Below are 24,540 nucleotides of genomic sequence, written 5' to 3'. Positions count from 1 at the left end.
ACTAACTCAAACTCCTATTGTAATCTTAGTGTTGCTTATCATCGACAGGCTTTTCTAATGAATCCTGATACATAGCATCAAAATTCACAGCTGATAAACAAAGCTGAGGGAAACCGCCACTACTGACTAAATCAGAAATAGCTTCACGTGCATAATGGTACAAAATATTTGGGCAAAATGCTTTTTTTGCATGCTCAATTTGAGCCTCTTGCATATTTGATACTGTAAAAATACCTGCTTGCTTAACCTCTGCCTCAAAAGCAACCATACCTTCATTTTCAACCTTCACTTCAAGAGTTAAAATACTTTCATAAGTATTTTCTTCTGGTAGTTGTGTCGCTTCGATTTTCAGATCTGTATGCAACTCTGGCTTCCATGCTGTAGTCCAGATTTTATCAGAATTAGGAATAGAGAAAGACATATCCTTTACATAAACTTTTTGAATTTGAAACTGTGGTTGTGCTTGCTGATCCATTCTATGATCCTTAATATTTTTATTTTGATAATGATTTAATAGGGTAACTTGCCTGTAGCCATGCTGATAGACCACCTTTAAGTACAAAAACTTGTTCAAAGCCTTCTTTGCGTAACTCATGCATTGCTTTTTCGGCACCGTCTCCATATATAACTATAGGCTTAGACTTGTACTTAGCTAACTTTTTATGCTTTTGAGCAATTTCTTCTAACTTGATATTATGAGCCCCAATTATATGAGCACTCGCAAAACTCTCTTGATCTCTTGTATCTAGATATACGCCTTTACCTCTATTTACAGTAATAACAGCATCCGCAACAGACAAAGTATATTGAGCTTTTTTAGTTTGAGTCAGCTCAAAAATTATATAAATTGCTAACAGAAGTATAAAAGACAAACAAAACAATAAGTTTTGCGATACAAAATAGCCTAAATTTTCCATAATTTGAATTTTCTTTTTTATTTAAATATTATTGACATCTAAGCTAAGATTATACATAGCTTTATAGTTAAAAAAAAGCGACTTTTAATTGTTATAAGTTTAAAAGAGATACCAGAAAAAATATATTAGAATTACATTACAGAGACTAAATTATTGCATTTTAGCAATAACATCTTTAGTTACATCAATACTATCAACATTATATAGGCTCATCTCAGCAGGTAAGATAGCATCTAATTGCTTATCTTTAGCAACTTGCGCAGAAGCTTTAGTCAAAGCATCTTTGAATGCATCAGCATCATCAGAAGCCATTTTTTGAACTTGATTCATTAGATCTTGGTATTCTCTCATTGCTTTCTCAAGATCAGCCTGAGCTTGTTGTTTATCTTGACCTTCTACCTTATCAGCTGCTTGAGCATCTTTAGTATCACCTTTAGAATCATCTGCTTGAACATCATCTTTTTCTTCAGTATAAGCATTTACTTTTTGTTGTAAAGATGTGATGTTTTGCTTAAGTTGATCCATTTGTGGTTTCAATTTCTTCTCATCAGCAGTAACTTTCGCTTTACCTAAAGGTGAAGTCTCAAAGATATCTTGAACATTAGCAAAACCTACTCCACCAGCCATAGCAGTAGTTGCAGATACCATTAGACCACCAGCGATCATTGCACCTAATATAGTCTTTTTCATAATTTCCATTCCTTAGTTATGTTTAGTTTAGAAAACTTAATATAATATCGATTATAATCATGGTTATTATATGTTTCAACACTTAATGTATTTATTTTAGACTAAAGCTTGTTTCTGAAAGCGCCTTATAATAAACACTATTTCCCAACTTATTTGACACTGCTGTCAAAAAGTCTAATGGCTGTGTATAGTCAACAATATCTATATTGTTAAACTTATCACGTTTAATTTGACTGACTGACGCAAAACCATCAATCAGCCCCATATTTTTTGCTTGAATACCACTAAAAGGCTCTCCCGAAAATGTTGTATTCATAGCTTTATCTTTCAATCTGTCACCTCTTGATTGCTCAACAGCCTCTATAAATACTTGATGCGTTTCATTCAAGAGCTTATTAAATTGTGCTGTTTGCTCTGGTCTTTTTGGAGAAAAAGGATCTAGAAAGTCCTTATTAGAGCCTGATGTGTATGTTCTACGCTCTATACCTAGTTTATCCATAAGCCCAGTAAAGCCAAAACCACTACCTATAACACCTATTGAACCAACAATTGTCATTTTATTAGCATAGATATCTTTTGCACCGGCAGCAATATAGTATCCTCCACTTGCACAAACATCTGTACATACAGCATACATAGGTATATTTGGGTATTTTTTCTGCAGATATCTCATATGAGAATATATTTCGTCAGATTGTACAGGTGAGCCTCCAGGACTATTTATTTCAACGATCACACCTTTAACCGCCTTACTAGCATAGGCATCATCTAAACTTTTATTAATCCTTTCTGCATTTGCCTCGGCATCTTCGGCTATTACACCATCAACTTTGACTAACCCTATGTGAGATGTAAGCTCTTTTGATGAGCTAAATAAGCCAGGTATAATCATAACTAAAACAACCAAAATAACTAGAGCTCTAGTAAAAAACTTCCAACGTCTCTTACTTTTGATATCTTTTAGATAAGCTTGAGCTAACTTTTCTAGCGTCTCTTTGGAAATGTTATTTTCCATTTTATCTCCATATTTGTTAATATTTTCTCAACAATTTTAAATCTATTTGTAATAAAATTATACTGTTTAAATTTAAGGGTAACTAAAATGTCAGTATCACTTGAAACCAAAGCAAAAAAACTAGGCTTAGACAATATTGAAAAACACATATTCCTATGTTGTGATCAAGAAAGACAAAAATGCTGTGCCGGCGATGTTTCACTGAAATCTTGGGAATACCTAAAGAAGAGACTCCAAGAGCTAAAATTATCACAAAATGGCCATATCTATAGATCAAAGACATACTGCCTAAGAGTTTGCCAAAATGGCCCAATAGCAGTAGTACAACCTGATAATGTCTGGTATCACTCCTGCACCCCAGAGGTTCTAGAAAAAATCATTCAAAAACATCTAATTGGTGGCAAAATAGTCAAAAAATACACCTTTGCAAAAAGAGAATCTTAAAATACCAAGTCAATATCTTGCACAAAAATCACTCTAAAATCACATCTTAATTCAAGTTACCGTTTTTTTAAAAAATATAGTTATCAAATTATTGCTATACATATGAGCAAAAGATATGCTGAAAGTAATTTCAAAATTCATTTTAACTAAAAGAGGGATTTATGAGTAAGAATATTAATGGTAAAAAAGTTTTCGATACCGCTAAAGATGCTACTAATGTGGCTGAATATGTAGTATCAAGATTAGTAGATTTAGGAATAGATCATTCATTTTCGGTGCCTGGAGATTTTGCATTTGCACTAGATCACGCACTTATCAATAATCCAAAACTTAATAATATCGTAAATGCTAACGAGCTTAATGCTAGCTATGCTGCAGATGGTTTTGCCAGAGTTAATGGAGCCGCTATCTTATGTACTACTTATGCTGTTGGTGAATTGAGCGCTCTAAATGGTGTCATGGGCTCAAAAGCAGAGAACTTAGTTGTTTTTCACTTAGTTGGTAGTCCAAATGATGCAGCGGTTGGAAAGAAAAAGCAAGTTCACCATACATTGGGAGATGGCGTTTTTGGAAACTTCTTTGACTTATCAGCTTCTGCAGCCTGTGTCTCAGCGGTCATCACCCCTGAAAACGCTCGCAGAGAAATGAATAGAGTCATAGCAGAAGCATTCAAATACCGTAAACCAGCCTATATAAGTGTTTCATTAGATGGTGGCAATCGTCCTGTCACAGACATAACACCAGATAATATAGACTGCAGTTATCTAAAGACCAATCCTCAGCAGCTTGAGCTAGCTGTAAACCTAGTGTTAGAGCGCCTAAATAAGGCTAAAAAAGTTGTTGCTATCCCTGCTATTAAATTAGACAGATTTGGTGTAACCGAGAAAGCTATCAAACTCATAGAAAAGTTAAACATTCCTTTTGCTATTATGCCTCATGATAAGAGCGTGATATCTGAAACACATCCTAACTATATAGGATTCTATGCTGGTTTATTATCAGACACAAATACAGCCGAGATAGTTGAAGACGCTGATCTTGTAATTAATTTAGGTGACGCACTATGGTCTGACTTTAACACTGCTGGATTTACTAATAATTTGGACTTAGATAAGGTTCTGAATTTAGGACCTTTATTTGTCGAAGATAAAAAGACTTATCTAACTGATATCTATTTATCAGAGCTACTTGATGCTTTATTAGAAAAAGCTGATAGCATAAACTATCGCCCTGAATACTCCAGAATGACAATACAGGATACTCCAATAACGCAAGAAAACCTAACACTTAGCGTGCTATACACTCAAGTTCTAAAATTCTTAAAAAACACAGATAATCTTGTGGTAGAAACGGGCTCATCTTCTCTTAATATGCCAAAATTACCTTTACCTGAAGGTGTAAAATATCATAATCAAACGTTATGGGGCTCTATTGGTTGGGCAACACCAGCTACTCTTGGCGTAGCACTAGCTAATCCTGATTCTAGAACAGTATTAATTACAGGTGAGGGATCTCATCAATTAACACTTAATGAAATAGGAGTAATGGGAAGATATAAAATAAACCCTATTATATTATGTATAAACAATGATGGTTTTATGGTCGAAAGAGCGCTAGAGTTAGACCCTGATCCAAGCTATGATGATCTCGCTCAATTAAACTATAAAGATTTACCTAAAGCTTTTGGCTGTAGTGATTGGCTAACAATCAAAGTAAAAACAGGTGAAGAACTAGCACAAGCACTCAAAGAAGCTAGAGAACATAAGAGCGGTGTATATATAGAAATTATTACAGGCAAGTATGATTATGGTAATGCACTTGATTTCTTCAACAGCCACTTAAAAGAAATGTATGGCTAAATTAGTAGTTATTTTTTGGCATACGCTTTATCTAAAACTTTTCTAAAAGAAACTCCTTGTATAAATATTGATAGTAACACTGCTATATAAACTATTGATGATGCGTGATCACTCCTGTACTCAATAGGTATTGTCAAAGCTAAAGCTATGGACACCCCACCTCTTAGACCTGCCCACGTTATAACAAAGCCATTTTTCCAAAATTGATTTTTGGTAGATCTATCAACCAAAAACATAGAAAAAATAACACTCAAATAGCGAGCAACAAGCGCTATAATAAACAATATAGCTCCTGCTATTAAAACATTAACTGAAAAAGACATTTTTAGAGCTACTATTCCAATTAACACAAACAGAAAGGTATTCAAGAGTTCATCGACAATTGCCCAAAAACTTGAGAGCCCCTTTCTTGACTCTTCAGAAATCTCACCCCGAGGCTTAGAGTTGCCAATCACTATACCACAAACCACCATTGCTAAAGGCTCAGAGACTTCTATTCTAGTTGCAAGCCATGAACCCACACTAACTATTGCTAATGACATGATTATAAGCGTATGGGTATCATCAGAGTTAGACATCAACCGAGCACCAAAGAAGCCAAGTATCATACCTAAAACAATACCTCCAGCTCCTTCTTGAAAAAGCATTATTACGAACTCACTGATACTAACATTTTGATTAGAGTTGGTGATTATCGACAGCAAAATTAAGAATAATACTATAGAAAACACATCATTGAATATAGCTTCGCCAGATAGTATCGCCTTAACCTTCTCAGGAACAGCCTTTGTTGATTTAAATACAGCAAACACTGTAACAGGATCCGTAGGTGACAATACCGCCCCCACCATCAAGCAATGCACATAGCCAATATTAACACCTATAACTAAAGGAGCCATCAACCAACAAAGTGTACCCATTATAAATGCCGTAACAACAACACCAAAACTAGATAAAACAGCTATCGGTAATGAAAATTTCCTAATTTTTGAAAAGTCCAAGTGCATTGCTGATGCGAATAGAAGATAACCCAAAAGCACCTTCAATACTAAAGCCTTAAAATTCACACTATCAAGCATATCATATACAGGTGAAAAAAGGTTTGGCTCTAACTTTATTAGCACCAACAATGATAATGATATAAAAGCACTAAGGGCTGTAAGACCTATGGCTTTAGGTAAACCTAAAAACCTTAAATTGAAATAACTTGAATACGCAGCTATAACACAAAGTAAAACAAACAATGAATATAAACTCAAAATTAAATAACCTCTCCAATCAAACAGCTACATTCCTACGGCTTAATTATACTCATTTATAAGGTCTATATATACATAATTCCCAAACTATTCTCTAGCATAATAGAACGGTACGTAAATTAATAAAACTTTACAAAAACATTGATTAAATAATACTTATCTAAAAACTTTCTTACTATATAAAGTTTAGAAGTGTTATAATTTCAAAATAATCTTCAGGGCAGGGCGAAATTCCCTACCGGCGGTAACTGTCTAACCACAGAAGCCCGCGAGCGCTTTTTAGATAATAAAAAGGTCAAGCAGATTTGGTGTAACTCCAAAGCCGACAGTATAGTCTGGATGAAAGAAGATTGAAGAAATTCATAAGTAGAACTTAGTAATAGCAACAGCTTTGTTGGCTGTTTGTATATTATTTCGTTTTGCTATCCCTGCCCTAAGTGTAACTAACAATTTTAACTGGGCAAATGAAAAATATTGAAAACTATTATATGCAACAATCACTCACTCTAGCAAATAGAGGTAGGTTATCAGTATCTCCAAATCCTATGGTTGGATGCATAATAGTAAAAAATGGAGCCATTATTTCAGAAGGTTGGCACGAAGCTATAGGAGAGGCTCATGCAGAAATTCATGCACTGAAAAAAGCTGGAGACAAAGCAAAAGGTGCTACTGCATACGTAACCTTAGAGCCATGTTGCCATCACGGAAAAACTCCGCCATGTACAGATGCCTTAATTAAAGCAGGCATACAAAAGGTAGTGGTCGCGACACTTGACCCTAACCCATTAGTTGCCGGCAAAGGCATACAAAAGCTCAAAGATGCTGGAATAGAAGTCAAAGTTGGAGTCTTAGAAAAACAAGCTCAAGATCAAAATAAAATATTTTTCCACTACCAAAAAACTCAAAGACCTTTTGTGTATGCAAAATGGGCAATGTCTCTTGATGGCAAAATAGCTGTAAATGGTAATGACTCAAAAAAAATCAGTTCTAAAGAAGCATTTGTAGATACTCACCAGCTACGCAATATTTGTGATGCAATACTTATAGGAAATCAAACTCTAATTGAAGACAACCCAAGTCTTGATGTAAGAATACAGCTAAACAAAAAGAAACACCCTACTAGATTTATTATATCCAACAACCTCTCAGAAATAGATAAACGTTGGAAAGTTTTAAACCAAAATCATGCAAAAACTATTTTTGTTTGTTCAAAAATTTCTGCTCAAGTTGCCAGTGAACTAGATAGTCTTGGTATTGAATACTGGCTACTGCCAACATTCCAGAATCAGGTTTGCTTAGACAGCCTTCTAAACAAAATGGGACAAACAGGGATAACAAGCCTTTTGGTTGAAGGTGGTAAAAAAACTCTAGAAAATTTTATAAATCAAAAACTAATTAATGAACTTGTAACATATTTATCGCCTGTTGTAATTGCAGGGTGCAATCCTAAAGAGAAGCTCATATTTCAAGGTGTATCTTTTTTAGGCGAAGATTTACTAATAAATTCATATTTTAAGGAAACTACCAATGTTTAGTGGCATTGTCCAAGAACTAGGAACAATAGAAAGTATAATAGATAGAGGTAATATAAAAACCTTTTGTATAAAGTTTAATAATAGTACAAATTGCAATATTGGTGACAGCGTTGCTATCAATGGCACTTGTCTTACAGTAACTGAAATCGATAAACAAAATTTAACTGCGAATTTTGACGCAGTTCCAGAAACCCTACAAAGAACCAATCTAAATAGCCTAGTAGAAAATCAGTTAGTGAATACTGAGCTTGCTATGCGCTATGGCGATCATGTCGGTGGGCACATGGTACAAGGTCATATTGATGAAACTGGACAAATCATAAATATCACAGATGCCAGTGGAGCATGGCTAGTTGAGATTTCAGCATCCAAAGAATTACTTAAGTATCTAGTCACAAAGGGATTTGTGACTATAGATGGTATGAGCATAACTGTAATCGATACTCTTGAAGACTCTTTTACAGTAACTTTGATACCGCATACTATTGAGGTCACTATTGCAAAGAACTATACTAAGGGCTCTATTGTAAATCTTGAAGCTGATGCAACAGGTAAGTATATCTACAAATATATACAAGGATTTAAAGAAAATGTTTAGACAAATAAAAGAAAATATTGAAAACGCAATACAAGCTCTCAAGCAAGGTACGCCTGTGGTTGTGCTCGATGATTATGATAGAGAAAATGAAGGAGACCTAATTCTACCAGGTGAGAAAGCCACAGAAGCAAATATTGCTTTTATGCTTGAATACACAAGTGGTATCGTTTGCTTAGCAATGGATTCAAAAAAAGCAAAGCAGTTAAATCTAACACCAATGGTAGCAGCTGATCAAAATAATAGTACATTTACAACTCCATTTACTATAACTATAGAAGCCAAAGAAGGTGTGACTACCGGAGTATCTGCAAAAGACAGAGCTCACACAATACAAGTAGCATCAAAAGCTGATGCAAAAGCCGAGGAGCTAGCTCGACCAGGACATATCTTCCCACTCATAGCAAATGATAAAGGTGTACTTGGTAGAAACGGTCATACTGAAGCAACAGTTGATCTTATGAAACTAAGTGGTTTCAATAGTGCAGGTGTCCTATGTGAACTGATGAACAAAGATGGCACAATGATGAAAGCACCTGAATTAGAAGCATTTGCCAAAAAGTATAACTTACCTCTTTTAACTATTGCTGAACTTTATCAGTACCGTTTAGCAACTGAAATTTTTGTTAGTCACTTGGTCGGAACAACTATACCTTTTAAGAATATAGGTGAGCTTGAGATGAGTGTTTATAGGGATAACTTTTCTAATGAAGAAGTTGTGGTCTTGTCAAAAGCCTATCAGGGTGAAACCCCTTTTGTTAGAATGCACTCCTCTTGTTTGACTGGTGATATCTTTGGATCACTACGCTGTGACTGCCAAGATCAACTTCAAAAAGGTATTGAGATGATTGCTCAAGAAGGTGGCTTCTTTATTTACCTTAATCAAGAAGGTAGAGGCATTGGCCTAACAAACAAGCTCAAAGCATATAACTTACAAATGCATGAAAATATGGACACTATAGAAGCCAATTTAGCTCTAGGTTTGCCAAGTGATGCAAGAAAATATGACTTAGCTATACAAGTCCTAAAGTATAATAAGGTAAATAAGTGTAAGCTTATCTCAAATAACCCTGAGAAATTAGCAGCCCTTAGAAATGTTGATATAGATGCAGAGCCTGTATACTGCGAAGCATTTGTAAACTCACATAATAGAAACTACTTAATAACCAAGAAAAATAAAGCAAAACATACAATTAAAGGGATATAGACCATGAGAAAGCTAGCTATTGTCGTAAGTGAATTTAACTCATTGATAACGGATAAAATGCTTGAAGGAGCCCTAGAAGAAGCATATGCTCAAGGTCTAAAAGATAGTCAAATATATATCAAAAAAGTTCCTGGTGCAGTAGAGTTGCCTTATGCTGCTAAACTTTTAGCAGAGACTAACCAAGTTGATGCGATTGTACTTCTTGGTTGTGTAATCAGGGGCGAGACAGATCACTATGATTATGTTTGTGACCAAGTAAGCTATGGTACGCAAAGAGTTATGCATGAGTATAACCTTCCAGTAATCTTTGGTATATTGACTACACACAATAAAGAACAAGCATTAGAAAGAGTTGGTGGCAAAAAAGGACACAAAGGCAAATACTGTGTTCAAGCAGCCCTAACTATGACAAAAATGAAAAAAGATATATTAGAACAAGGAGTATAAAATATGTCTTTAGAAATCCTAAAGTATCCTCACCCAATACTCAAAGAAGTGGCACAAGAAGTTGCACCAGAAGAAATCAATGATGATTTCCGAGCAACAATAGCAGAGATGCGCGATTTAATGATAGAAGCAAATGGTGTTGGCTTAGCTGCAGTACAAGTTGGTATCAAAAAAAGATTCTTTATCATGTATGATAACTTAGAGAGTGAGACTCCCGAAACAATTACAATCATCAATCCTGAGATAATCGACCAGAGTGGTAAGATAATTGATGAAGAAGGTTGTTTATCATTTCCTGGAGTTTCTGCTAAGGTTAATAGAGCAACAAGAGTTAGGATAAAAGCACTTAATGAGTTCGGTGAGGAGATTGAAATTGAAAAAGATGATTTCCTAGCAAGATGTATCCAACATGAAATAGATCATCTAAATGGTGTTACCTTTTTTGACCATCTTGGTTCACTTAAACGTAAAATGATAGAGAAAAAATATAAAAAACTGATGCAAGAAAATGCCAAAACTTAATTTTTAGTATTTTCCTGTAATCAAAGCTTTACTTTTTAGCGTCACTAAGCAAAAATTATGTCTTGAAATTGTTGTTAAATTATGGAATTTGAAATATGCGTAAGGTATTAAGCAAAATATCACTATTACTACTAATTTTAACTGTTACTTCATGCGGAATGCTATCAAATGACCAGTTTGTTTATCTTGGTCATGGTGATAATACTCCTGATTACCAACTATACTACGATAAAACCAGAAAACTTTTTGTACTAATTGACAAAAGAAATGGTTGTTTCCAAAAAGATGATACTGGAACTTGTCTTGCATTTACTTTAAAGCAAACTAGAGAGTTTAGAGAGAAAGTACTTGCTAAGATGATTGAGATTGATCTTAAGTTAGCTAAAGATAATTATGGTAATCGTGCTATGGCAGAACTTCAAAAAGCCGGAATAACAACTGTTAACAAGCCTATAAAGACTGAAAGTGTATACGCAACTCCTGTCAGACAAATAGTACTAGATAGAAAACAACAGTATCACCTAGTTAGAAAACAGTACCCTATAGATTCAGATCTTGTTGCAATGTTAATAACTGATAGGGATGGTACAAAGCGCATAAAAGTGGCTTATACTGTTGATTTCCCCGAGCTAGAAAAAGAGTACAACACGTCCCTCAGACCATATATTATTGATCCAGAGTTTTTATATACTCATATGACTATTGATACAGTACATGAAGCGCAATTTATGCAAAGAGACGTTTTGAAAAGCCAAAAAGACGTCAAAAAAGAAGTCGGTGTCTACTTGAATGATGTGGTTGATACATCTACCAAGAAGTCTAGCTATACTCGTCAAGAAATATCTAGTGATGCGGCAACCCTAGATCATGAGTTAATTACAAAAGCTGATCAAGATAATGATGATATTATTGCAAATAGCGGTAGTGCTATAGAAATAGCTACAAACGGTAGCTCTAATACTAGCCCACCCCAAGAAAAACAGACTGACTCAACAGATAATCAGAAAACCACATTAGCAAGTGATAATAATTAACATATAAATATTAACAAAAATCTAAATAATTATCCCCCCTCCTAAACAAACCTCACCATCATAAAAGACTACAGATTGTCCTGGAGTTATTGCTCTTTGTGGCTCATCAAAAACCACATTAACTGAACCATCTTCATTTATTTGTACATTACAAGACTGATCTTTTTGCCTATAGCGAACTTTTGCACTACATCTAAAACTATCTGCTGGAGCAGATCCAGCTACCCAACTAAGGTCTATAGCTTGTAATGTATCTTTGAATAGCATTGGATGATCATGACCTTGAACAGCAACTAAAACATTATTTTCTAAATCCTTTTGGGCTGCGAACCATGGTATTTCAGGGCGATTTTTTACACCGCCTATACCAAGACCCTGTCTTTGCCCAATCGTATAATACATAAGCCCATCATGCATACCAATCTTGATACCATTTTCATCATGTATCTCGCCTCTTTGAGCTGGCAAAAACTTTGATAGAAAATCTTTGAACTTACGCTCACCTATGAAACATATCCCTGTACTATCTTTCTTATCAAATGTTACTAGTTTATTCTCTTTAGCAATCTCACGTACTTTAGATTTTTCAATATCACCAATAGGAAACATTGTCTGCTTTAACTGCTCTTGACCAAGTGTGTATAAGAAATATGTTTGATCTTTACTCTCATCAAGACCTTTGACTAACTGCACCGAACCATCTTCAGCCACTTTAGTACGAGCATAGTGTCCTGTAGCAATATAGTCACCTCCTAACAAATGCACATAGCTCAAAAAAGCTTTAAACTTGATTTCCTTGTTGCATAAAATATCTGGATTAGGTGTCCTACCAGCCTTATACTCTGTTAGAAAGTGCTTGAATACATTATCCCAATATTCAGCTGCGAAATTAATCTTTTTGAAAGGTATCCCAATAGAGTCACATACTGCTTGAGCATCAGCAATATCTTGTTCTGCTGAGCAAAAATCATCAGTATCATCTTCTTCCCAGTTTTTCATAAATACACCGGTTACATCATAACCTTGCTGTTTTAACAACAAAGCAGAAACAGATGAATCAACTCCTCCTGATATACCTACTATTATTTTTTTATTTTGCATATTTAAATATTTTATACCCTTTTGTAGTGACAGCACAATGTGCTGTCTTATGATAGATTAATATAGGCTAACAGATCAATGATCTGTCACTACAAATAGTAATAACTATAGAGACTATTTCTTCAAAACTGACAAGAAAGCTTCTTGAGGAATTTCAACAGAACCAATATTTTTCATTCTCTTTTTACCTTCTTTTTGCTTTTCTAGTAATTTTTTCTTACGCGAAACATCACCACCATAACACTTTGCTAAAACGTTCTTACGCAATGCTTTAACTGTACTTCTGGCAACAATAGTCCCACCTATAGCTGCTTGAATTGCTACTTCAAACATTTGTCTTGGAATTAGCTCTTTAAGGCGCTCAACAAGTTCTCTACCTTTGTACTTTGCTTGATCTTTATGAACTATACTTGCTAATGCGTCAACTTTATCTCCATTTATAAGCACATCTAGCCTAACCATATTTGCTGCTTCATAGCGAATTAGCTCGTAATCCAATGAACCATAACCCTTCGTAACAGATTTGAGAGTATCAAAGAAATCAGACACCACCTCAATCATTGGTAAATCGTAAGTTATAGACACTTGGTTACCAACATAGTTAAGATCGACTTGTACTCCTCTTTTTTCAACACATATTGTAATTACGCTACCAACATAGTCTTTTGGCACAAGAATATTCGCTCTTACAATTGGCTCATGTATTTCTGCTATAGCACCTGGTTCAGGGAGTTTTGATGGATTATCTACTTCTATAGTTTCACCATCTTTCTTGATTGCCTTATAGACAACTGTTGGTGCTGAAGTAATTAAATCAAGATTATATTCTCTTTCAAGCCTCTCTTGAATAATTTCCATATGTAGCATTCCTAGGAAGCCACATCTAAAGCCAAATCCTAATGCTTGTGAAACTTCTGGCTCGAAAAAAAGTGAAGCGTCATTTAGACTTAGCTTATCCAAAGCTTCTCTAAAATCAGGATAATCATCAGAGCTTATAGTAAACATCCCTGCATAAACTTGTGGCTGGACTTTTTTAAATCCTGGAACAGGCTTATCAGTTGGATTATGCGTATGAGTTAGAGTATCACCTACAGGAGCTCCATGAATATCTTTAATACCTGCGATAATAAAACCAACCTCACCAGCTTTCAAGTGATCTAGATCTTTCATCTTTGGAGTAAATACCCCAACTCTATCAGCTTGATAAGAAACTCCCGTTGACATAACTTTAAATTTCTCACCTTTCTTAAGGGTTCCGTTCTTAATCCTCACAAGAGAAACAACACCTAGATAATTATCAAACCATGAATCTATAATTAAAGCTTGTAGTTTTGCATTAACATCGCCCTCTGGTGCTGGAACTTTAGCAACAATTGTTTCTAAAACATCTTCAACACCTATGCCCGTCTTAGCACTACAGGTAGTTGCTCCAGTTGCATCGATACCAATTATTTCTTCAATCTCTTCTGCGACTCTATCAGGCTCTGCAGATGGTAAGTCAATTTTATTTAAAATTGGTATAACCTCTAAATCCTGATCAATAGCTGTGTAGCAGTTAGCTACTGTCTGAGCTTCAACACCTTGTGCTGCATCCACCACCAGCAAGGCACCTTCACAGGCAGCTAATGAACGCGATACCTCATAAGAGAAATCAACATGCCCAGGAGTATCAATAAAATTAAGCTGATATGTTTGACCATCTCTAGCTACATAATCTAAAGTTACAGATTGTGCTTTGATAGTGATTCCACGCTCTCTTTCTATATCCATAGAGTCTAGGACTTGCTCTTTCATTTCACGCTCAGTCAAACCATTACACACCTGTATAAATCTATCTGAAAGAGTAGACTTACCATGATCAATATGTGCAATTATCGAAAAGTTTCTGATATTTTTCATAATATTTAAGCTCTGTTGCTACTAAGAAGTAATTTTTTATTTAATAAATCTAGATACCTATTATGCTATAAAATAACTTTAAAATGTAGTGATTGCCATATTTAAATAACGAAATAATCATTAATAATATTACAAATTCTGTTGACAAAAATGTACAATGTATGCAAAATACTTTAGCTATTAAATTTATATATTTGTGTTTCTCACGTATCCCCCTAGAGAAGCCTAAGGTTATAAAAGTTAAAAAATTAAAACTGGAGAATTAAATTGGCTAACTCAAAACAAGCAAAAAAGAGAATTATTCAAGCTGAAAGAAATCGTCAACACAACGTTGCACGTCGTTCTATGATGAGAACTTTCTTAAAGAAAGCTGCTTATGCGATCGAGAAAGGTGATGTTGAAGCTGCTAAAGAGAACTTCGCAAAAGTAGTTCCTATTTTAGATAAATACGCTTCTAAAGGTCTAATCCATAAGAACAAAGCTGCTAGACATAAGTCTCGTCTAAGTGCTAAGATCAAAGCTCTTTCTACAGCTGCTTAATTATTTCTTTTTATCAAGTTTCTTCTATAAACATATTCCTTTCATTTATGTTACTATTTTCTGTATTAGCAGAAGATTGGTTATTTTCTGCTTACAATTAAAATTCAATATACAGATAATATTAAAATCTCGAATAAATTAGATGACTTTTGTAGAAACCTACACTCTATAATTGTTGAAGTGATTAAAACAGACATTCATACATGCAGAACTCTTATCTACCCATGCAAAACTTATATAGTTGGCGCCAGTTCGAGTAACTTTGATGGCTTTATTCAACTTGAGATTGACATTCTACCAGGTAGAAGTCCTAAACTAAGGAAATTATTAGGAAATATTTTATTGACTGACTTGAAATCTTTATGTAATGACTCTGATGTCTCTATGGATTATCGTGTAATCGTAAATGAAACAGATACTGAGTTTTACTTTGGTTTATAATTCATCTTTTTAATACAACACTATCAAAACCATAGTAATTAGCAAAGCCCTTATTTCTCCAATCATTTTTATTAAAAGTAATATCATCAAAGTAGACAAATCTATAATTTTTATCTAAATAGAGCCTATAATCTACTGGAAAAGATGCAGATTTGACATCATGCTCATGATAATAGTGTATTAGTTGCTGTCTTTGCGATTCATAATCATGTAACGAATCGTAAACTGAGAAAAGCATCCATAACTGAAATAAAAGTAAAATCAACAGCAGCCAGGATAACCTACAAAGAATTTCAATAAACTTTATAATAAAAACATTTTTAGAATTATATAATAATCCAAAAATAATCATAAAAAATAGTACATAATAAATCATTAAAACTCTTTGGTTTAATCCCCCATACTGGCCAACAATCGGAGTCAAAACGAACAAAGAACTAATCAATGCAGCAAAATAAATAAACTTTGTTTTAAGCCTAATATCCTTATCCAAAATTAAAAGCAGTCCTATAAAAGCCAGCATATAATGCAAAAGCTTCGCATAAGGATGATAAATTAATAGTTGCCACATAAACTTTATATTCTGTAACAAATCAATATTTCTCGAACCTGCTAAAACATCTAGTCTTTTATAATTACCAGGAGCTACTGCCAATATAATACCTCCTACTATAAGGGCGACAAAAAAGTAAACTACATTTCTATTGATACTCTTATTGTCCAACTTACAGTCAAGGAAATATGCTAATAAAAGGATAGTTAAAACTCCTACATATATTTCATTATATAAACCTATAAAAATTCCTACAAAAATACTAAAAGTTATGGAGTTTTTTTGCCTTATAAAAATAAAGTAATAATACCCTACCAACAATACAATTCCCCAGAAGTACTGAATTGCCGCTGTTTTCCATAAAGCATTACCTATCACCCCAGAGTATAAAAAAATAAAACTCAAGAAAAAGAAAAAAATCACAAAGCGTTTGGAGCTAAGTTCATATTGATCCTTACTTACAATTTTAAAACTGAGAATGATAAATATACTAAAAAGTATAGAGTTTAATATATCTATAATAAAGAGGCTTATAACAAGGTGATCTTTATTGAAAAGCAAGTAAGCCAAATACTCTGCAGATACCCTGCCTGTCCAGTTCAAATATTGGTTATATACTATACTTATCAAATTGCCTTTGGTTAAAGCTGACGCAGATAATCTACCAAAATCATCTGCAAAGATAGGTTGACAAAAGTTGAGGAATAAAAATCCTACAGCAATAGCACTAATAATTAGGATATTGAATATATTTTGTTTTTTCATATTTTTATTAATTTAGAAAACTGGTTCATCAGTTGGTGGAGCATAATTACCTGATATACCTATCAATCTATCTTGATTATTAAAAGTTAGTATTAGTTTTGACTCACTATAATCAGTATCAGTCATATGTTTTTTATATGTATTTATATAAATATACTGGTTTGGATTAAATGTATCGATAATATCTGGCGAGCCTAATATATAAACAACCTCGCCTTTAGTCATATTAGGCTTGATATCAAAAAGTTTTTTATTCTTAATTTCTTTACCTTGAGGAACAGGAGCCGTATAAGGCTCAATAACTCCACAAGCTGATAAGCTTAAAAAGAACAAAACAATACATACACTCTTTAATATAGTTTTAAATGTCATTATATCAATCTTCTAAGCCTACAAATAATTTCTGGTCTATAATATCACACAAACAATGAATTATAAGAAAATGGTTCTCTTGAATATTTGCCACATTGTCAGAAGGAACCCTTAACTCGATATCATCTACATTGTACATAGCTTGCAATCTACCACCGCTTGCACCAGTCAATGCAACAACCTTCATATCCAAGTCATGTGCTTCTTCAACAGCATTGATAATATTTTGTGAGTTACCATTTGCAGATACAACTAATAAAATATCATCTTCATTGCCTAATGCTGCTACTTGCTTAGAGAAAATATGGGCAAATCCATAGTGATCTCCAACAGCTGTAATTGTTGCAACATCCGCTGTTAAGGCTACTGCTGGTAAAGGAGGTCTCTCCATATCAAAATGATTTAGAAGCTTAGAGGTGAAATGCTGCGCTATAACTGCTGATCCGCCATTACCACATACTAGAATTTTACCACCATTTTCTAAACAAGACACCATCGCTTTTGCAGCCTGTGCAATAGCTGGAGGTAAAATATTTGCTGTCTCAATCTTTGCTTGAATACTTGCTTCAAAAAAACCATTTACCCTTTCTAAAGATGACATATTAACGCAAAAAAGTAATTAATTGATATGGCTATGATTTTACTATATATAAAAACCTATAGCTAGGATATTACCAAGATTATTCCTTAGCAAAACCTTTTAGAAACAAAAAGAAAAATGCAGTAACTGACGCCACTAAACAAATAACAACAAAACTATATATATAATCTAAGCTTATATAGCCCATGATGCTTACCGATAAAACTGCAACTGCCATGTTTATAAAATTCATCATTGCAGAAGCACTCGCTTTGTCATCAGCTAAAGCATTAGATGCTATATGTGATGCCGCCGGATATATAAAACTTGTAATAAAATACATCAGCGTAATAATACCAAAAAACATAATCGGCGTAATAATATCAAAATATGCCATAGAAGCTATAACCATAAAACTAACCAACAAAGCAGCAATTGCAATTTTCAAAACTAGAACATTATCATAACTATTGATAATTTTTGCTGCGCCAAATGAGCCCGCTATAATACCTACTATAGTCATAGCATTATAAGTACCTAATTCAGCACTATTAAAATCAAAAAGTTGCTGAGTAATAAATGGCGCAGCTGTCGTATAGCAATAACTAAATGTTGACATTACACCAATTATAAAAGCAAAAATCAAAAGTTTTGGACTTGATAATGCATTTATATACCCTGAAAAAATATTGCCAACATTAATCTTTGAAATGCTAGGCTCTTCATTTTGATATAAATAAGTAAATAAATACATCGCAACCCCATGAGCTAGTAGAACATAAAAGCAGTAGTTCCAGTGTGAATAGTAATTAACAAAGCCGCCTATCATGATGGCCAAAGTTACAGACAGTGCAAAAGATATACTCGCAAATGACAGTGCTGTCTTTGCTCTAGATGGTTCTACAGAGTGATTCAAAATAATAAACGTACAAACCAATCCTACAGATGACCCTAAAGCCGTAATCAATCTACCTAAAAGCAATAGCTCAAAAGATAAGTGAATCCCACCAAATATACAAACTATAATACCTATCAAATTAATAACCAAGCCTATTCGTAATGTACTTACACTACCAAACCTACGGGCAATTGGGCCATATATAAGTTGTCCAACAACATACCCTACCAGAAAAATACTCACAATCCACTCTACTTGCCCATTTACAAGATTTAATTCACTACTGATGTGAGGTAAAGCCGGATTTAGTATCACAGCTGATGCGCTCGCTATACTTATATAACTAAGTAAGAGTATGATTTTATAATTTTTCATAGCTATTCCTTTTTTATCAAAAAATTTAACTATTGCTATAGTAAATTAAAAAATATATTTTACAATATCATCATTAATAAACTTATGTTTAGTAAAATTTGACAATTAAAAATAAAAAAAATATACCTATTAATTTTTTTGAAATTTTTTATAAATTAGTAACTTATGGAAGCTTTACAAATACTGCAGATGCTCTTGGTATAACAAAAGCTGCTGTAAGTCACACTATTAAGCAATTAGAAAAGGAGCTCAAAGTTGACTTGCTAATTAGGACAACACGTAGACTTTCATTGACGCATGAAGGTAAGCTTTTATTTGAGTATTGTAAAGCATTACAAAATGAAATTGGAAATATTCGTGATTTAGCAGAATCTTTTCATAGTGAACCATCAGGCATCCTAAAGATAAATACTTCCTCATTTTTTGCCAAGAGTGTTCTGATAGGTCTGATCAAAAAATACTCCAAGAAATTTAGCAAGGTTAAAATTGAAGTACATATTGAAGAGAGAATGCCTAATTTTAAAACTCAAGAAACAGATATAATTCTCGGAGTTAATTGGACGCCTCCTGAAGATATTATTGCACGTAAAATAGCTACAACAAGATACATACTATGCGCAAGTCCAATATACTTAGAGCATAATGGTATCCCATCTAGCCTATCTGATCTAGTAAATCATAAGTATATTCCCCATAGTTCTAGAGCTACTGCTCTTGTAAATATTAAAGAAAGCAAAGTAAACGCTCAAATGCCTCCTTCTGATTTATCTGCGAATAACATGGAGTTTATGAAAGAATGTGTCTTAAATGATCTTGGAATTGCTCAGTTTCATGAATATATTGTAAAAGATGAAATACAGAGTGGTAAACTTGTAGAATTGCTTAAAGACGAGTTTTTAGATCATCAAGATATTTATATTTACTATCCTAAAAATAAATTTGTTCAACCCAAAGTTAAAGAGTTTGTAAAACTTGTTATGAATAGTCAAATTTTCACTTGATACAAGAAATGTGTATTTATATCTTTTGTTATATCAATTATCCTTATCGTACTTTTCTAACGAAATAATAACCATGAAATCACATACAACATTAAAGCTAATAGTGCGTGAAAAAATAATTATAGAGTCTTTTTTATTGACAATACTGTTAGGTTTAGTTGCCCTCATAAGCTATCTTCTTCTACCTAAGGCCTTTGTTAATAGCCTAGTAGGTATTACAGCCTTGTGTACTGCTTCAATCCATGGAGTATATAGGAAAAATTACCTATATATCATTATCGCTATTATCTCTATAAGTGCAGCTATGATTATCGGAACAGTTGTATCACAACTACCTATAGCTGTACCTTTTTGTACGCTAATGATGGGCGGATTGACTTTTTACCTACCAACAAAATTTAGAATAATGCCAGAGATACTCACAAAATTTTGTTTTATTGGATATGTTTCAAGTGCTTTCGGATATAGTCATGTCAGTATAGGTATAACTCTAACTTGTGTAATAGTAGTAATGGTATTGCTTATACTCTATTATGCTTTGATAAATATACTGCTATATAGAGATCAGCCGTATTCTAACCGCGAGAGGATTCAAGATAAATATCATCATGTGATGCTTATTGCTCTTGCGTCACTTGCTATAGGATACTTAATAACGAATTTTATGACCATATACCTACCAAATACTAATCCATGGTGGATTATGATGACTATTGTTTTGGTTCTTGGCTACTCTTATGAAAAAGTAAAGATAACTGCTCTTAAAAGAGGTTTTGCAAATATCCTGGGTCCGATCATAATTGCGATCTTGATGACTCTATTAGAAAATCATTACTATTTACAAATAGCTCTACTACTGGCTCTTTTTTTCTTAGTTAATTGTTCTATATCATATTATCTACTACTGAATCTTTTTGTGTCATGTATGATTATTAGTTGGAGTATAATCACTTTATCGTCAGCGACATCATACACAATAGCACTAGACAGAGCCTTTGAAACATTTGTAGCTGTATTTATAGTTTTAATAATTAATGAGATATATAAAAGACTACTTTCTAAATATATAAATAAAATAATAGGCTAAGCCTCTCTAATACCAAAAAGGCTACTTCCTATCCTAACATCTGTACTGCCATACTGTATAGCTAATTTATAATCAGCGCTCATTCCCATTGACAGCCTCGATAATTTTAACTCATTAGCTAAACTAGCATTAATAGTGTCAAAAAATACCTTCATTTTTGCAAAGCTCTTTTCTGGAGAGTCTGATTTTGCAGGTATACACATTAGTCCAACCACCTTTAGATTACTGAATTTTTTCGCTTTAATTATAACTTCAATAACATCATCTAACTGAGTTGATTTAAAACCAGATTTACTGACATCATCATCTATATTTATTTGTAAGAAAACATCTATATACTTATTTTCATTAATAGCAGCTTTATTTATTTTCTCAAGATGCTCTATTTTCTCTACACTTTGAATTGAATCAGCATACTTAACAATATGCTTTATTTTACGAGATTGCAGTGAGCCAATAAAATGCCACTTCAAATCTGGTAACTGCTTAGCTTTTTGTTCCAATTCTTGAAAATAATTCTCACCAAAATCTAACTGTCCAAGACCTGCCAAATACTCTATCTTCTCAATAGACTGATACTTACTGACAGCCAGAAGCCTAGCCTTTGAGTCTATATTTTTAATGATACTAGCATATGAGCTTTGAATAAATTCTTTATCAATCATTATTTTTTTCTCATTACAATAAGGTTTCTCTGAGCATTCAAGAAAGGAACTTTTATGCTATGCTTTTCAATATCCAGCGGCAAAGATACTAAGTTCTGCTCCTCAAGATCCGGACCTTTCATGGCTAGCATTTGATTATCTTTAGTTAAGAAATGCTTACATAATTCATAAAATGTATCAACTGAGCTAAATGCACGCGAGATAATATTATCAAAGCTACCGTCTAAGTTTTCAATGCGTATATTTAATGGATTAATATTATCCAAGCCCAAGCTTTTTTTAACATTTTTGAGAAACATAATTTTTTTGCCAACACTATCAACCAGAGTAAACTGATGTTGCGGATATAGTATCGCCAAAACCACTCCTGGCAAACCTCCTCCAGTACCAACATCGACAGTTGAGCTACCTTTGATATACTTAGCTACAGCGAGACTATCAAATAAGTGCTTGACTAGCATATCATCAATCTTCTTAATAGCAGTCATATTATAAACTTTATTCCATTTCTCAAGAAGTTTTAAATACTCTAGCCATTGTTCAACCTGCTCTTCTGTTGCTAGAATATCAAGCTCAACCAAAGCTTGCCTAATTTTATCCTTCATACTATCCATTTTGTAGAAATAACAATCTTATCGGCTATAATAAATATATTATAAGCTTTAAATGGTAGAGTTGGGATTTAAAATTCCAGTTTTTTATACAATCTAATATGTTTTTATCAAGAAAATTTGGCGCAGCAATGATTATATCTGGCACATGTATTGGTGCTGGGATGTTAGCAATTCCTGCAACTGTAGCGAGCTGTGGCTTTTTTATAGGTTCTATTTTAATTATCAGTATATGGGCTTTGATGACATTTACAGCTCTGATATTAGCAGAAGTTAACCTAAAAATGGAAGATGGCGCTAATTTTGTAGAAATGACAAAACAGACCTTAGGTCCTGTTGGTATTGGTATAGTCTGGATTTGTTATGTTCTTTTACTCTACTCTTTAGTAGCCGCATATACTGTCGGTGGTGGATACTTAATTTCAACAACACTAGGAAGTCTTGGTTTTAATATCTCAGAAAAACTCACAGGCATTATTTTTATACTGATACTAGGGGTTTTTATATATATCAGTACAAGGCTAGTTGATCATGTTAACAAAATTATGTTTACAGGCAAACTTTTAGCATTTCTACTACTAGTTGCTGTTCTTATCCCACACATTTCTACTGATCATCTAAATTATCAAATCAAGAATCCTAATTTTATTTGGGCAGCATTTCCCATACTTCTAACCTCATTTGGATTTCATCATATAATACCCACATTAAGAACCTATGTGGGATCGAATAGAAGATCTCTACGCCAAGCTATTGTAATTGGTAGCACAATACCGCTGATTGTTTATATATTGTGGATTTTTGCAACTCTTGGTTCACTTCCAGTTGCAACGCCCACTGGTATCTTAGGTAAGCAATCTGGTGAAATCACATCAGTTATTATTGATCACTTCAGTACTAGCTCTGGATATATCTCGACAATATCTTTTCTATTTGGCTTCTTTGCCTTAGCAACATCTTTTCTTGGTGTTGCACTAGGGCTTTTTGATTTTAATAGGAATACTTATAAAATAGCTAAGAACTTACACAAACATAAAACGCTTGCTTTTGTAATAACATTCTTGCCGGCTTATATTTATGCGATTGCCTACCCAGATGGCTTTAAAACAGCTCTTGGCTATGCAAGTATTTTTGTAGCGATACTTCAGGTTGCTTTACCTGTTATGATGCTATGGGTTATAAACTACCGTAAACAAAAAGCTCTAGCTAGATCTTCTCTAATAACTATGCTAATTGTGGTTATTGCAATTATTATTATTGCTCTCCAGATTCTAAACTCTTTTGGCTTACTACCAACTTTAAACTAGAGACTATGATTTTTAACCTTCATATTATAGGTTAGTAGAATCACAATACCAACAAAAATTGGTAATATGACTGATGGGAATAACATCAGGGTGAAATAATCTCCTGTAATCTCAACCCAAATCACACCTACAGCATTACCAACGACAAACATTGTCATACATACAGCAAAAAATGGTATTTTCCATAAATTATCTGTTTTGCCTCGTAAGGCTCTACCAATTTCTATTCCCAGATCAGTAGTTGTACCCGTCATATGAGTTGTTCGGGCAAAACCTCCAAAAAATAGTGTAGTAAAACTATTTTGCATACCCATTGCCATAGCTAAAAATAAATCATCAATAACACGATGATTACTAAAAATATCTATCAATAAAGTACCTGTAAGCATTACAGCACTTTGTAGGACTAGTGTCTTAGTATGATCTTCAGAGATAACATAGGCATCTGTTTTCATAATGACCCCATTAACAGCAGCACCTACAACAAAGCCAAAAATAAGCACAGCTACTTTATACATAAATACCCAGTCACCACCAGCAATACTATGCCCTAAAATCCTCAAGTTACCCGACATAACTGCCACACTGGCACCAAAAGAATTATATAAGACTATACTATCAATCCAGCCAGAATTAAAAATCAATATAACTGTAATAAAATAAGTGAAAGCCATTTTTTTAGTAAACACTTTCTTATCTCCTTTTCTAGTGTTTAGAAACTATTATATAGCTTTGATAGTAAAAATCATTTTTTAATTTTCTTTTCTTCAGCATTCTTTGTACTAGCTTGAAAACCTTGTGGTTTCGAGCTAAGAGTTTTC

The 24,540-nt window shown here is 33.6% G+C and carries 27 protein-coding genes and 1 riboswitch; of the genes, 13 read left to right on the top strand and 14 right to left on the bottom strand.

The genetic code is table 11. From position 1 onward, the window contains the following. Positions 1-25 precede the first annotated feature (25 nt). The 4 genes from secB to F7308_RS00525 form a co-directional block, all read right to left on the bottom strand. Positions 26-475 carry a protein-export chaperone SecB gene (gene secB, locus F7308_RS00540; protein ID WP_013921900.1) on the bottom strand — a complete coding sequence of 150 codons (450 nt, stop codon included), beginning with the start codon at positions 473-475 and terminating at the stop codon, positions 26-28. Positions 476-494: 19 nt separating this feature from the next. Beyond that, the gene (locus F7308_RS00535) at positions 495-917 is read right to left on the bottom strand and encodes a rhodanese-like domain-containing protein (protein WP_013921899.1); all 423 of its coding nucleotides are present in this window, start codon (positions 915-917) and stop codon (positions 495-497) included. 150 nt (positions 918-1,067) lie between these two features. Then, positions 1,068-1,607, bottom strand: a complete 540-nt coding sequence (locus F7308_RS00530) for an OmpH family outer membrane protein (protein WP_013921898.1) — start codon at positions 1,605-1,607, stop codon at positions 1,068-1,070. Positions 1,608-1,698: 91 nt separating this feature from the next. Beyond that, positions 1,699-2,622, bottom strand: a complete 924-nt coding sequence (locus F7308_RS00525; protein WP_013921897.1) for a S49 family peptidase — start codon at positions 2,620-2,622, stop codon at positions 1,699-1,701. An 87-nt stretch (positions 2,623-2,709) separates the two neighbouring features. On the opposite strand from F7308_RS00525, the gene F7308_RS00520 reads away from it, so the two are divergent. Then, the gene (locus F7308_RS00520; protein WP_013921896.1) at positions 2,710-3,066 is read left to right on the top strand and encodes a (2Fe-2S) ferredoxin domain-containing protein; all 357 of its coding nucleotides are present in this window, start codon (positions 2,710-2,712) and stop codon (positions 3,064-3,066) included. A 161-nt stretch (positions 3,067-3,227) separates the two neighbouring features. Beyond that, on the top strand, positions 3,228-4,925 hold the full coding sequence (locus tag F7308_RS00515; RefSeq protein ID WP_013921895.1) for an alpha-keto acid decarboxylase family protein: 1,698 nt from the start codon (positions 3,228-3,230) through the stop codon (positions 4,923-4,925). 8 nt (positions 4,926-4,933) lie between these two features. Here F7308_RS00515 and F7308_RS00510 read toward each other — a convergent pair whose 3' ends face one another. After that, positions 4,934-6,184: a cation:proton antiporter gene (locus F7308_RS00510; RefSeq protein ID WP_013921894.1), complete on the bottom strand. Its 1,251-nt coding sequence runs from the start codon at positions 6,182-6,184 to the stop codon at positions 4,934-4,936. Between the two features lie 207 nt (positions 6,185-6,391). Then, positions 6,392-6,539: riboswitch (FMN riboswitch) on the top strand. Positions 6,540-6,648: 109 nt separating this feature from the next. On the opposite strand from F7308_RS00510, the gene ribD reads away from it, so the two are divergent. From ribD to F7308_RS00480, 6 genes are all read left to right on the top strand, one after another. After that, positions 6,649-7,719 (top strand): bifunctional diaminohydroxyphosphoribosylaminopyrimidine deaminase/5-amino-6-(5-phosphoribosylamino)uracil reductase RibD, encoded by a 1,071-nt coding sequence (ribD, locus tag F7308_RS00505; protein WP_013921893.1) that lies wholly within the window; start codon positions 6,649-6,651, stop codon positions 7,717-7,719. Beyond that, entirely contained in the window at positions 7,712-8,317 is a 606-nt protein-coding gene (locus tag F7308_RS00500; protein ID WP_013921892.1) for a riboflavin synthase, read from the top strand. Before ribD ends, F7308_RS00500 begins: the two co-directional genes overlap by 8 nt. Beyond that, on the top strand, positions 8,310-9,521 hold the full coding sequence (gene ribB / locus F7308_RS00495) for a 3,4-dihydroxy-2-butanone-4-phosphate synthase (RefSeq protein WP_013921891.1): 1,212 nt from the start codon (positions 8,310-8,312) through the stop codon (positions 9,519-9,521). Before F7308_RS00500 ends, ribB begins: the two co-directional genes overlap by 8 nt. A 3-nt stretch (positions 9,522-9,524) precedes the next feature. Further along, positions 9,525-9,968: a 6,7-dimethyl-8-ribityllumazine synthase gene (ribH, locus tag F7308_RS00490; RefSeq protein ID WP_013921890.1), complete on the top strand. Its 444-nt coding sequence runs from the start codon at positions 9,525-9,527 to the stop codon at positions 9,966-9,968. A gap of 3 nt (positions 9,969-9,971) precedes the next feature. Then, positions 9,972-10,490 carry a peptide deformylase gene (gene def, locus F7308_RS00485; protein WP_013921889.1) on the top strand — a complete coding sequence of 173 codons (519 nt, stop codon included), beginning with the start codon at positions 9,972-9,974 and terminating at the stop codon, positions 10,488-10,490. Positions 10,491-10,585: 95 nt separating this feature from the next. Beyond that, positions 10,586-11,524, top strand: coding sequence for an FTN_0109 family protein (locus tag F7308_RS00480; protein WP_013921888.1), 939 nt, complete (start codon positions 10,586-10,588; stop codon positions 11,522-11,524). 21 nt (positions 11,525-11,545) lie between these two features. On the opposite strand, the gene mnmA is transcribed toward F7308_RS00480, so the two are convergent. After that, positions 11,546-12,658 carry a tRNA 2-thiouridine(34) synthase MnmA gene (mnmA, locus tag F7308_RS00475; RefSeq protein ID WP_269562923.1) on the bottom strand — a complete coding sequence of 371 codons (1,113 nt, stop codon included), beginning with the start codon at positions 12,656-12,658 and terminating at the stop codon, positions 11,546-11,548. Between the two features lie 81 nt (positions 12,659-12,739). Beyond that, on the bottom strand, positions 12,740-14,524 hold the full coding sequence (lepA, locus tag F7308_RS00470) for a translation elongation factor 4 (RefSeq protein WP_013921886.1): 1,785 nt from the start codon (positions 14,522-14,524) through the stop codon (positions 12,740-12,742). 267 nt (positions 14,525-14,791) lie between these two features. Between lepA and rpsT the strand changes: the two genes are divergently transcribed. Both rpsT and F7308_RS00460 read left to right on the top strand, forming a co-directional pair. Beyond that, positions 14,792-15,064 carry a 30S ribosomal protein S20 gene (gene rpsT / locus F7308_RS00465; protein ID WP_004286750.1) on the top strand — a complete coding sequence of 91 codons (273 nt, stop codon included), beginning with the start codon at positions 14,792-14,794 and terminating at the stop codon, positions 15,062-15,064. A 75-nt stretch (positions 15,065-15,139) separates the two neighbouring features. Beyond that, the gene (locus tag F7308_RS00460) at positions 15,140-15,505 is read left to right on the top strand and encodes a tautomerase family protein (protein ID WP_332244780.1); all 366 of its coding nucleotides are present in this window, start codon (positions 15,140-15,142) and stop codon (positions 15,503-15,505) included. A 1-nt stretch (position 15,506) separates the two neighbouring features. Here F7308_RS00460 and F7308_RS00455 read toward each other — a convergent pair whose 3' ends face one another. The 4 genes from F7308_RS00455 to F7308_RS00440 all read right to left on the bottom strand — a co-directional run bounded on the left by F7308_RS00455 (position 15,507) and on the right by F7308_RS00440 (position 19,048). Further along, positions 15,507-16,823 carry a DUF6056 family protein gene (locus F7308_RS00455; protein WP_013921885.1) on the bottom strand — a complete coding sequence of 439 codons (1,317 nt, stop codon included), beginning with the start codon at positions 16,821-16,823 and terminating at the stop codon, positions 15,507-15,509. Positions 16,824-16,835: 12 nt separating this feature from the next. After that, complete coding sequence (locus F7308_RS00450) at positions 16,836-17,195, bottom strand: outer membrane protein assembly factor BamE (protein ID WP_013921884.1); 360 nt, start codon at positions 17,193-17,195, stop codon at positions 16,836-16,838. Positions 17,196-17,199: 4 nt separating this feature from the next. Beyond that, positions 17,200-17,796 carry an SIS domain-containing protein gene (locus F7308_RS00445; protein ID WP_013921883.1) on the bottom strand — a complete coding sequence of 199 codons (597 nt, stop codon included), beginning with the start codon at positions 17,794-17,796 and terminating at the stop codon, positions 17,200-17,202. Positions 17,797-17,875: 79 nt separating this feature from the next. Beyond that, the gene (locus F7308_RS00440; RefSeq protein ID WP_013921882.1) at positions 17,876-19,048 is read right to left on the bottom strand and encodes an MFS transporter; all 1,173 of its coding nucleotides are present in this window, start codon (positions 19,046-19,048) and stop codon (positions 17,876-17,878) included. 104 nt (positions 19,049-19,152) lie between these two features. On the opposite strand from F7308_RS00440, the gene F7308_RS00435 reads away from it, so the two are divergent. Together F7308_RS00435 and F7308_RS00430 are read left to right on the top strand one after the other, a co-directional pair. Beyond that, positions 19,153-20,049 (top strand): LysR family transcriptional regulator, encoded by an 897-nt coding sequence (locus F7308_RS00435; protein WP_198006055.1) that lies wholly within the window; start codon positions 19,153-19,155, stop codon positions 20,047-20,049. Between the two features lie 73 nt (positions 20,050-20,122). Beyond that, entirely contained in the window at positions 20,123-21,136 is a 1,014-nt protein-coding gene (locus F7308_RS00430) for an FUSC family protein (RefSeq protein WP_041263568.1), read from the top strand. Here the strand turns inward: F7308_RS00430 and F7308_RS00425 are convergent. Together F7308_RS00425 and rsmG are read right to left on the bottom strand one after the other, a co-directional pair. Then, positions 21,133-21,801 carry a YggS family pyridoxal phosphate-dependent enzyme gene (locus F7308_RS00425; RefSeq protein WP_013921879.1) on the bottom strand — a complete coding sequence of 223 codons (669 nt, stop codon included), beginning with the start codon at positions 21,799-21,801 and terminating at the stop codon, positions 21,133-21,135. The genes F7308_RS00430 and F7308_RS00425 overlap by 4 nt on opposite strands. Continuing rightward, positions 21,801-22,415 carry a 16S rRNA (guanine(527)-N(7))-methyltransferase RsmG gene (rsmG, locus tag F7308_RS00420; protein WP_013921878.1) on the bottom strand — a complete coding sequence of 205 codons (615 nt, stop codon included), beginning with the start codon at positions 22,413-22,415 and terminating at the stop codon, positions 21,801-21,803. The genes F7308_RS00425 and rsmG overlap by 1 nt, the downstream gene beginning before the upstream one ends. Positions 22,416-22,513: 98 nt before the next feature. Here rsmG and F7308_RS00415 point away from each other — a divergent pair, with 98 nt between their 5' ends. Further along, on the top strand, positions 22,514-23,719 hold the full coding sequence (locus F7308_RS00415; RefSeq protein ID WP_013921877.1) for an amino acid permease: 1,206 nt from the start codon (positions 22,514-22,516) through the stop codon (positions 23,717-23,719). Here F7308_RS00415 and F7308_RS00410 read toward each other — a convergent pair. Beyond that, positions 23,716-24,408: a YoaK family protein gene (locus F7308_RS00410; protein ID WP_013921876.1), complete on the bottom strand. Its 693-nt coding sequence runs from the start codon at positions 24,406-24,408 to the stop codon at positions 23,716-23,718. The two genes, F7308_RS00415 and F7308_RS00410, sit on opposite strands and share 4 nt — an antisense overlap. Between the last annotated feature and the right edge of the window lie 132 nt (positions 24,409-24,540).

Source organism: Francisella salina (assembly GCF_000219045.1).
In the GTDB taxonomy this organism is placed as follows: Bacteria; Pseudomonadota; Gammaproteobacteria; order Francisellales; family Francisellaceae; genus Francisella; species Francisella salimarina.
Note: the sequence above shows the minus strand (reverse complement) of the source record. Positions and strands in the feature narration are given on the sequence as shown.

Bases quoted from the DNA above. Each gene is read 5' to 3' on its own strand.
- secB (WP_013921900.1), bottom strand. From the start codon at position 475: ATGGATCAGCAAGCACAACCACAGTTTCAAATTCAAAAAGTTTATGTA.
- F7308_RS00535 (WP_013921899.1), bottom strand. From the start codon at position 917: ATGGAAAATTTAGGCTATTTTGTATCGCAAAACTTATTGTTTTGTTTG.
- F7308_RS00530 (WP_013921898.1), bottom strand. From the start codon at position 1,607: ATGAAAAAGACTATATTAGGTGCAATGATCGCTGGTGGTCTAATGGTA.
- F7308_RS00525 (WP_013921897.1), bottom strand. From the start codon at position 2,622: ATGGAAAATAACATTTCCAAAGAGACGCTAGAAAAGTTAGCTCAAGCT.
- F7308_RS00520 (WP_013921896.1), top strand. From the start codon at position 2,710: ATGTCAGTATCACTTGAAACCAAAGCAAAAAAACTAGGCTTAGACAAT.
- F7308_RS00515 (WP_013921895.1), top strand. From the start codon at position 3,228: ATGAGTAAGAATATTAATGGTAAAAAAGTTTTCGATACCGCTAAAGAT.
- ribD (WP_013921893.1), top strand. From the start codon at position 6,649: ATGAAAAATATTGAAAACTATTATATGCAACAATCACTCACTCTAGCA.
- F7308_RS00500 (WP_013921892.1), top strand. From the start codon at position 7,712: ATGTTTAGTGGCATTGTCCAAGAACTAGGAACAATAGAAAGTATAATA.
- ribB (WP_013921891.1), top strand. From the start codon at position 8,310: ATGTTTAGACAAATAAAAGAAAATATTGAAAACGCAATACAAGCTCTC.
- ribH (WP_013921890.1), top strand. From the start codon at position 9,525: ATGAGAAAGCTAGCTATTGTCGTAAGTGAATTTAACTCATTGATAACG.
- def (WP_013921889.1), top strand. From the start codon at position 9,972: ATGTCTTTAGAAATCCTAAAGTATCCTCACCCAATACTCAAAGAAGTG.
- F7308_RS00480 (WP_013921888.1), top strand. From the start codon at position 10,586: ATGCGTAAGGTATTAAGCAAAATATCACTATTACTACTAATTTTAACT.
- lepA (WP_013921886.1), bottom strand. From the start codon at position 14,524: ATGAAAAATATCAGAAACTTTTCGATAATTGCACATATTGATCATGGT.
- F7308_RS00455 (WP_013921885.1), bottom strand. From the start codon at position 16,823: ATGAAAAAACAAAATATATTCAATATCCTAATTATTAGTGCTATTGCT.
- F7308_RS00450 (WP_013921884.1), bottom strand. From the start codon at position 17,195: ATGACATTTAAAACTATATTAAAGAGTGTATGTATTGTTTTGTTCTTT.
- F7308_RS00445 (WP_013921883.1), bottom strand. From the start codon at position 17,796: ATGTCATCTTTAGAAAGGGTAAATGGTTTTTTTGAAGCAAGTATTCAA.
- F7308_RS00440 (WP_013921882.1), bottom strand. From the start codon at position 19,048: ATGAAAAATTATAAAATCATACTCTTACTTAGTTATATAAGTATAGCG.
- F7308_RS00430 (WP_041263568.1), top strand. From the start codon at position 20,123: ATGAAATCACATACAACATTAAAGCTAATAGTGCGTGAAAAAATAATT.
- F7308_RS00425 (WP_013921879.1), bottom strand. From the start codon at position 21,801: ATGATTGATAAAGAATTTATTCAAAGCTCATATGCTAGTATCATTAAA.
- rsmG (WP_013921878.1), bottom strand. From the start codon at position 22,415: ATGGATAGTATGAAGGATAAAATTAGGCAAGCTTTGGTTGAGCTTGAT.
- F7308_RS00415 (WP_013921877.1), top strand. From the start codon at position 22,514: ATGTTTTTATCAAGAAAATTTGGCGCAGCAATGATTATATCTGGCACA.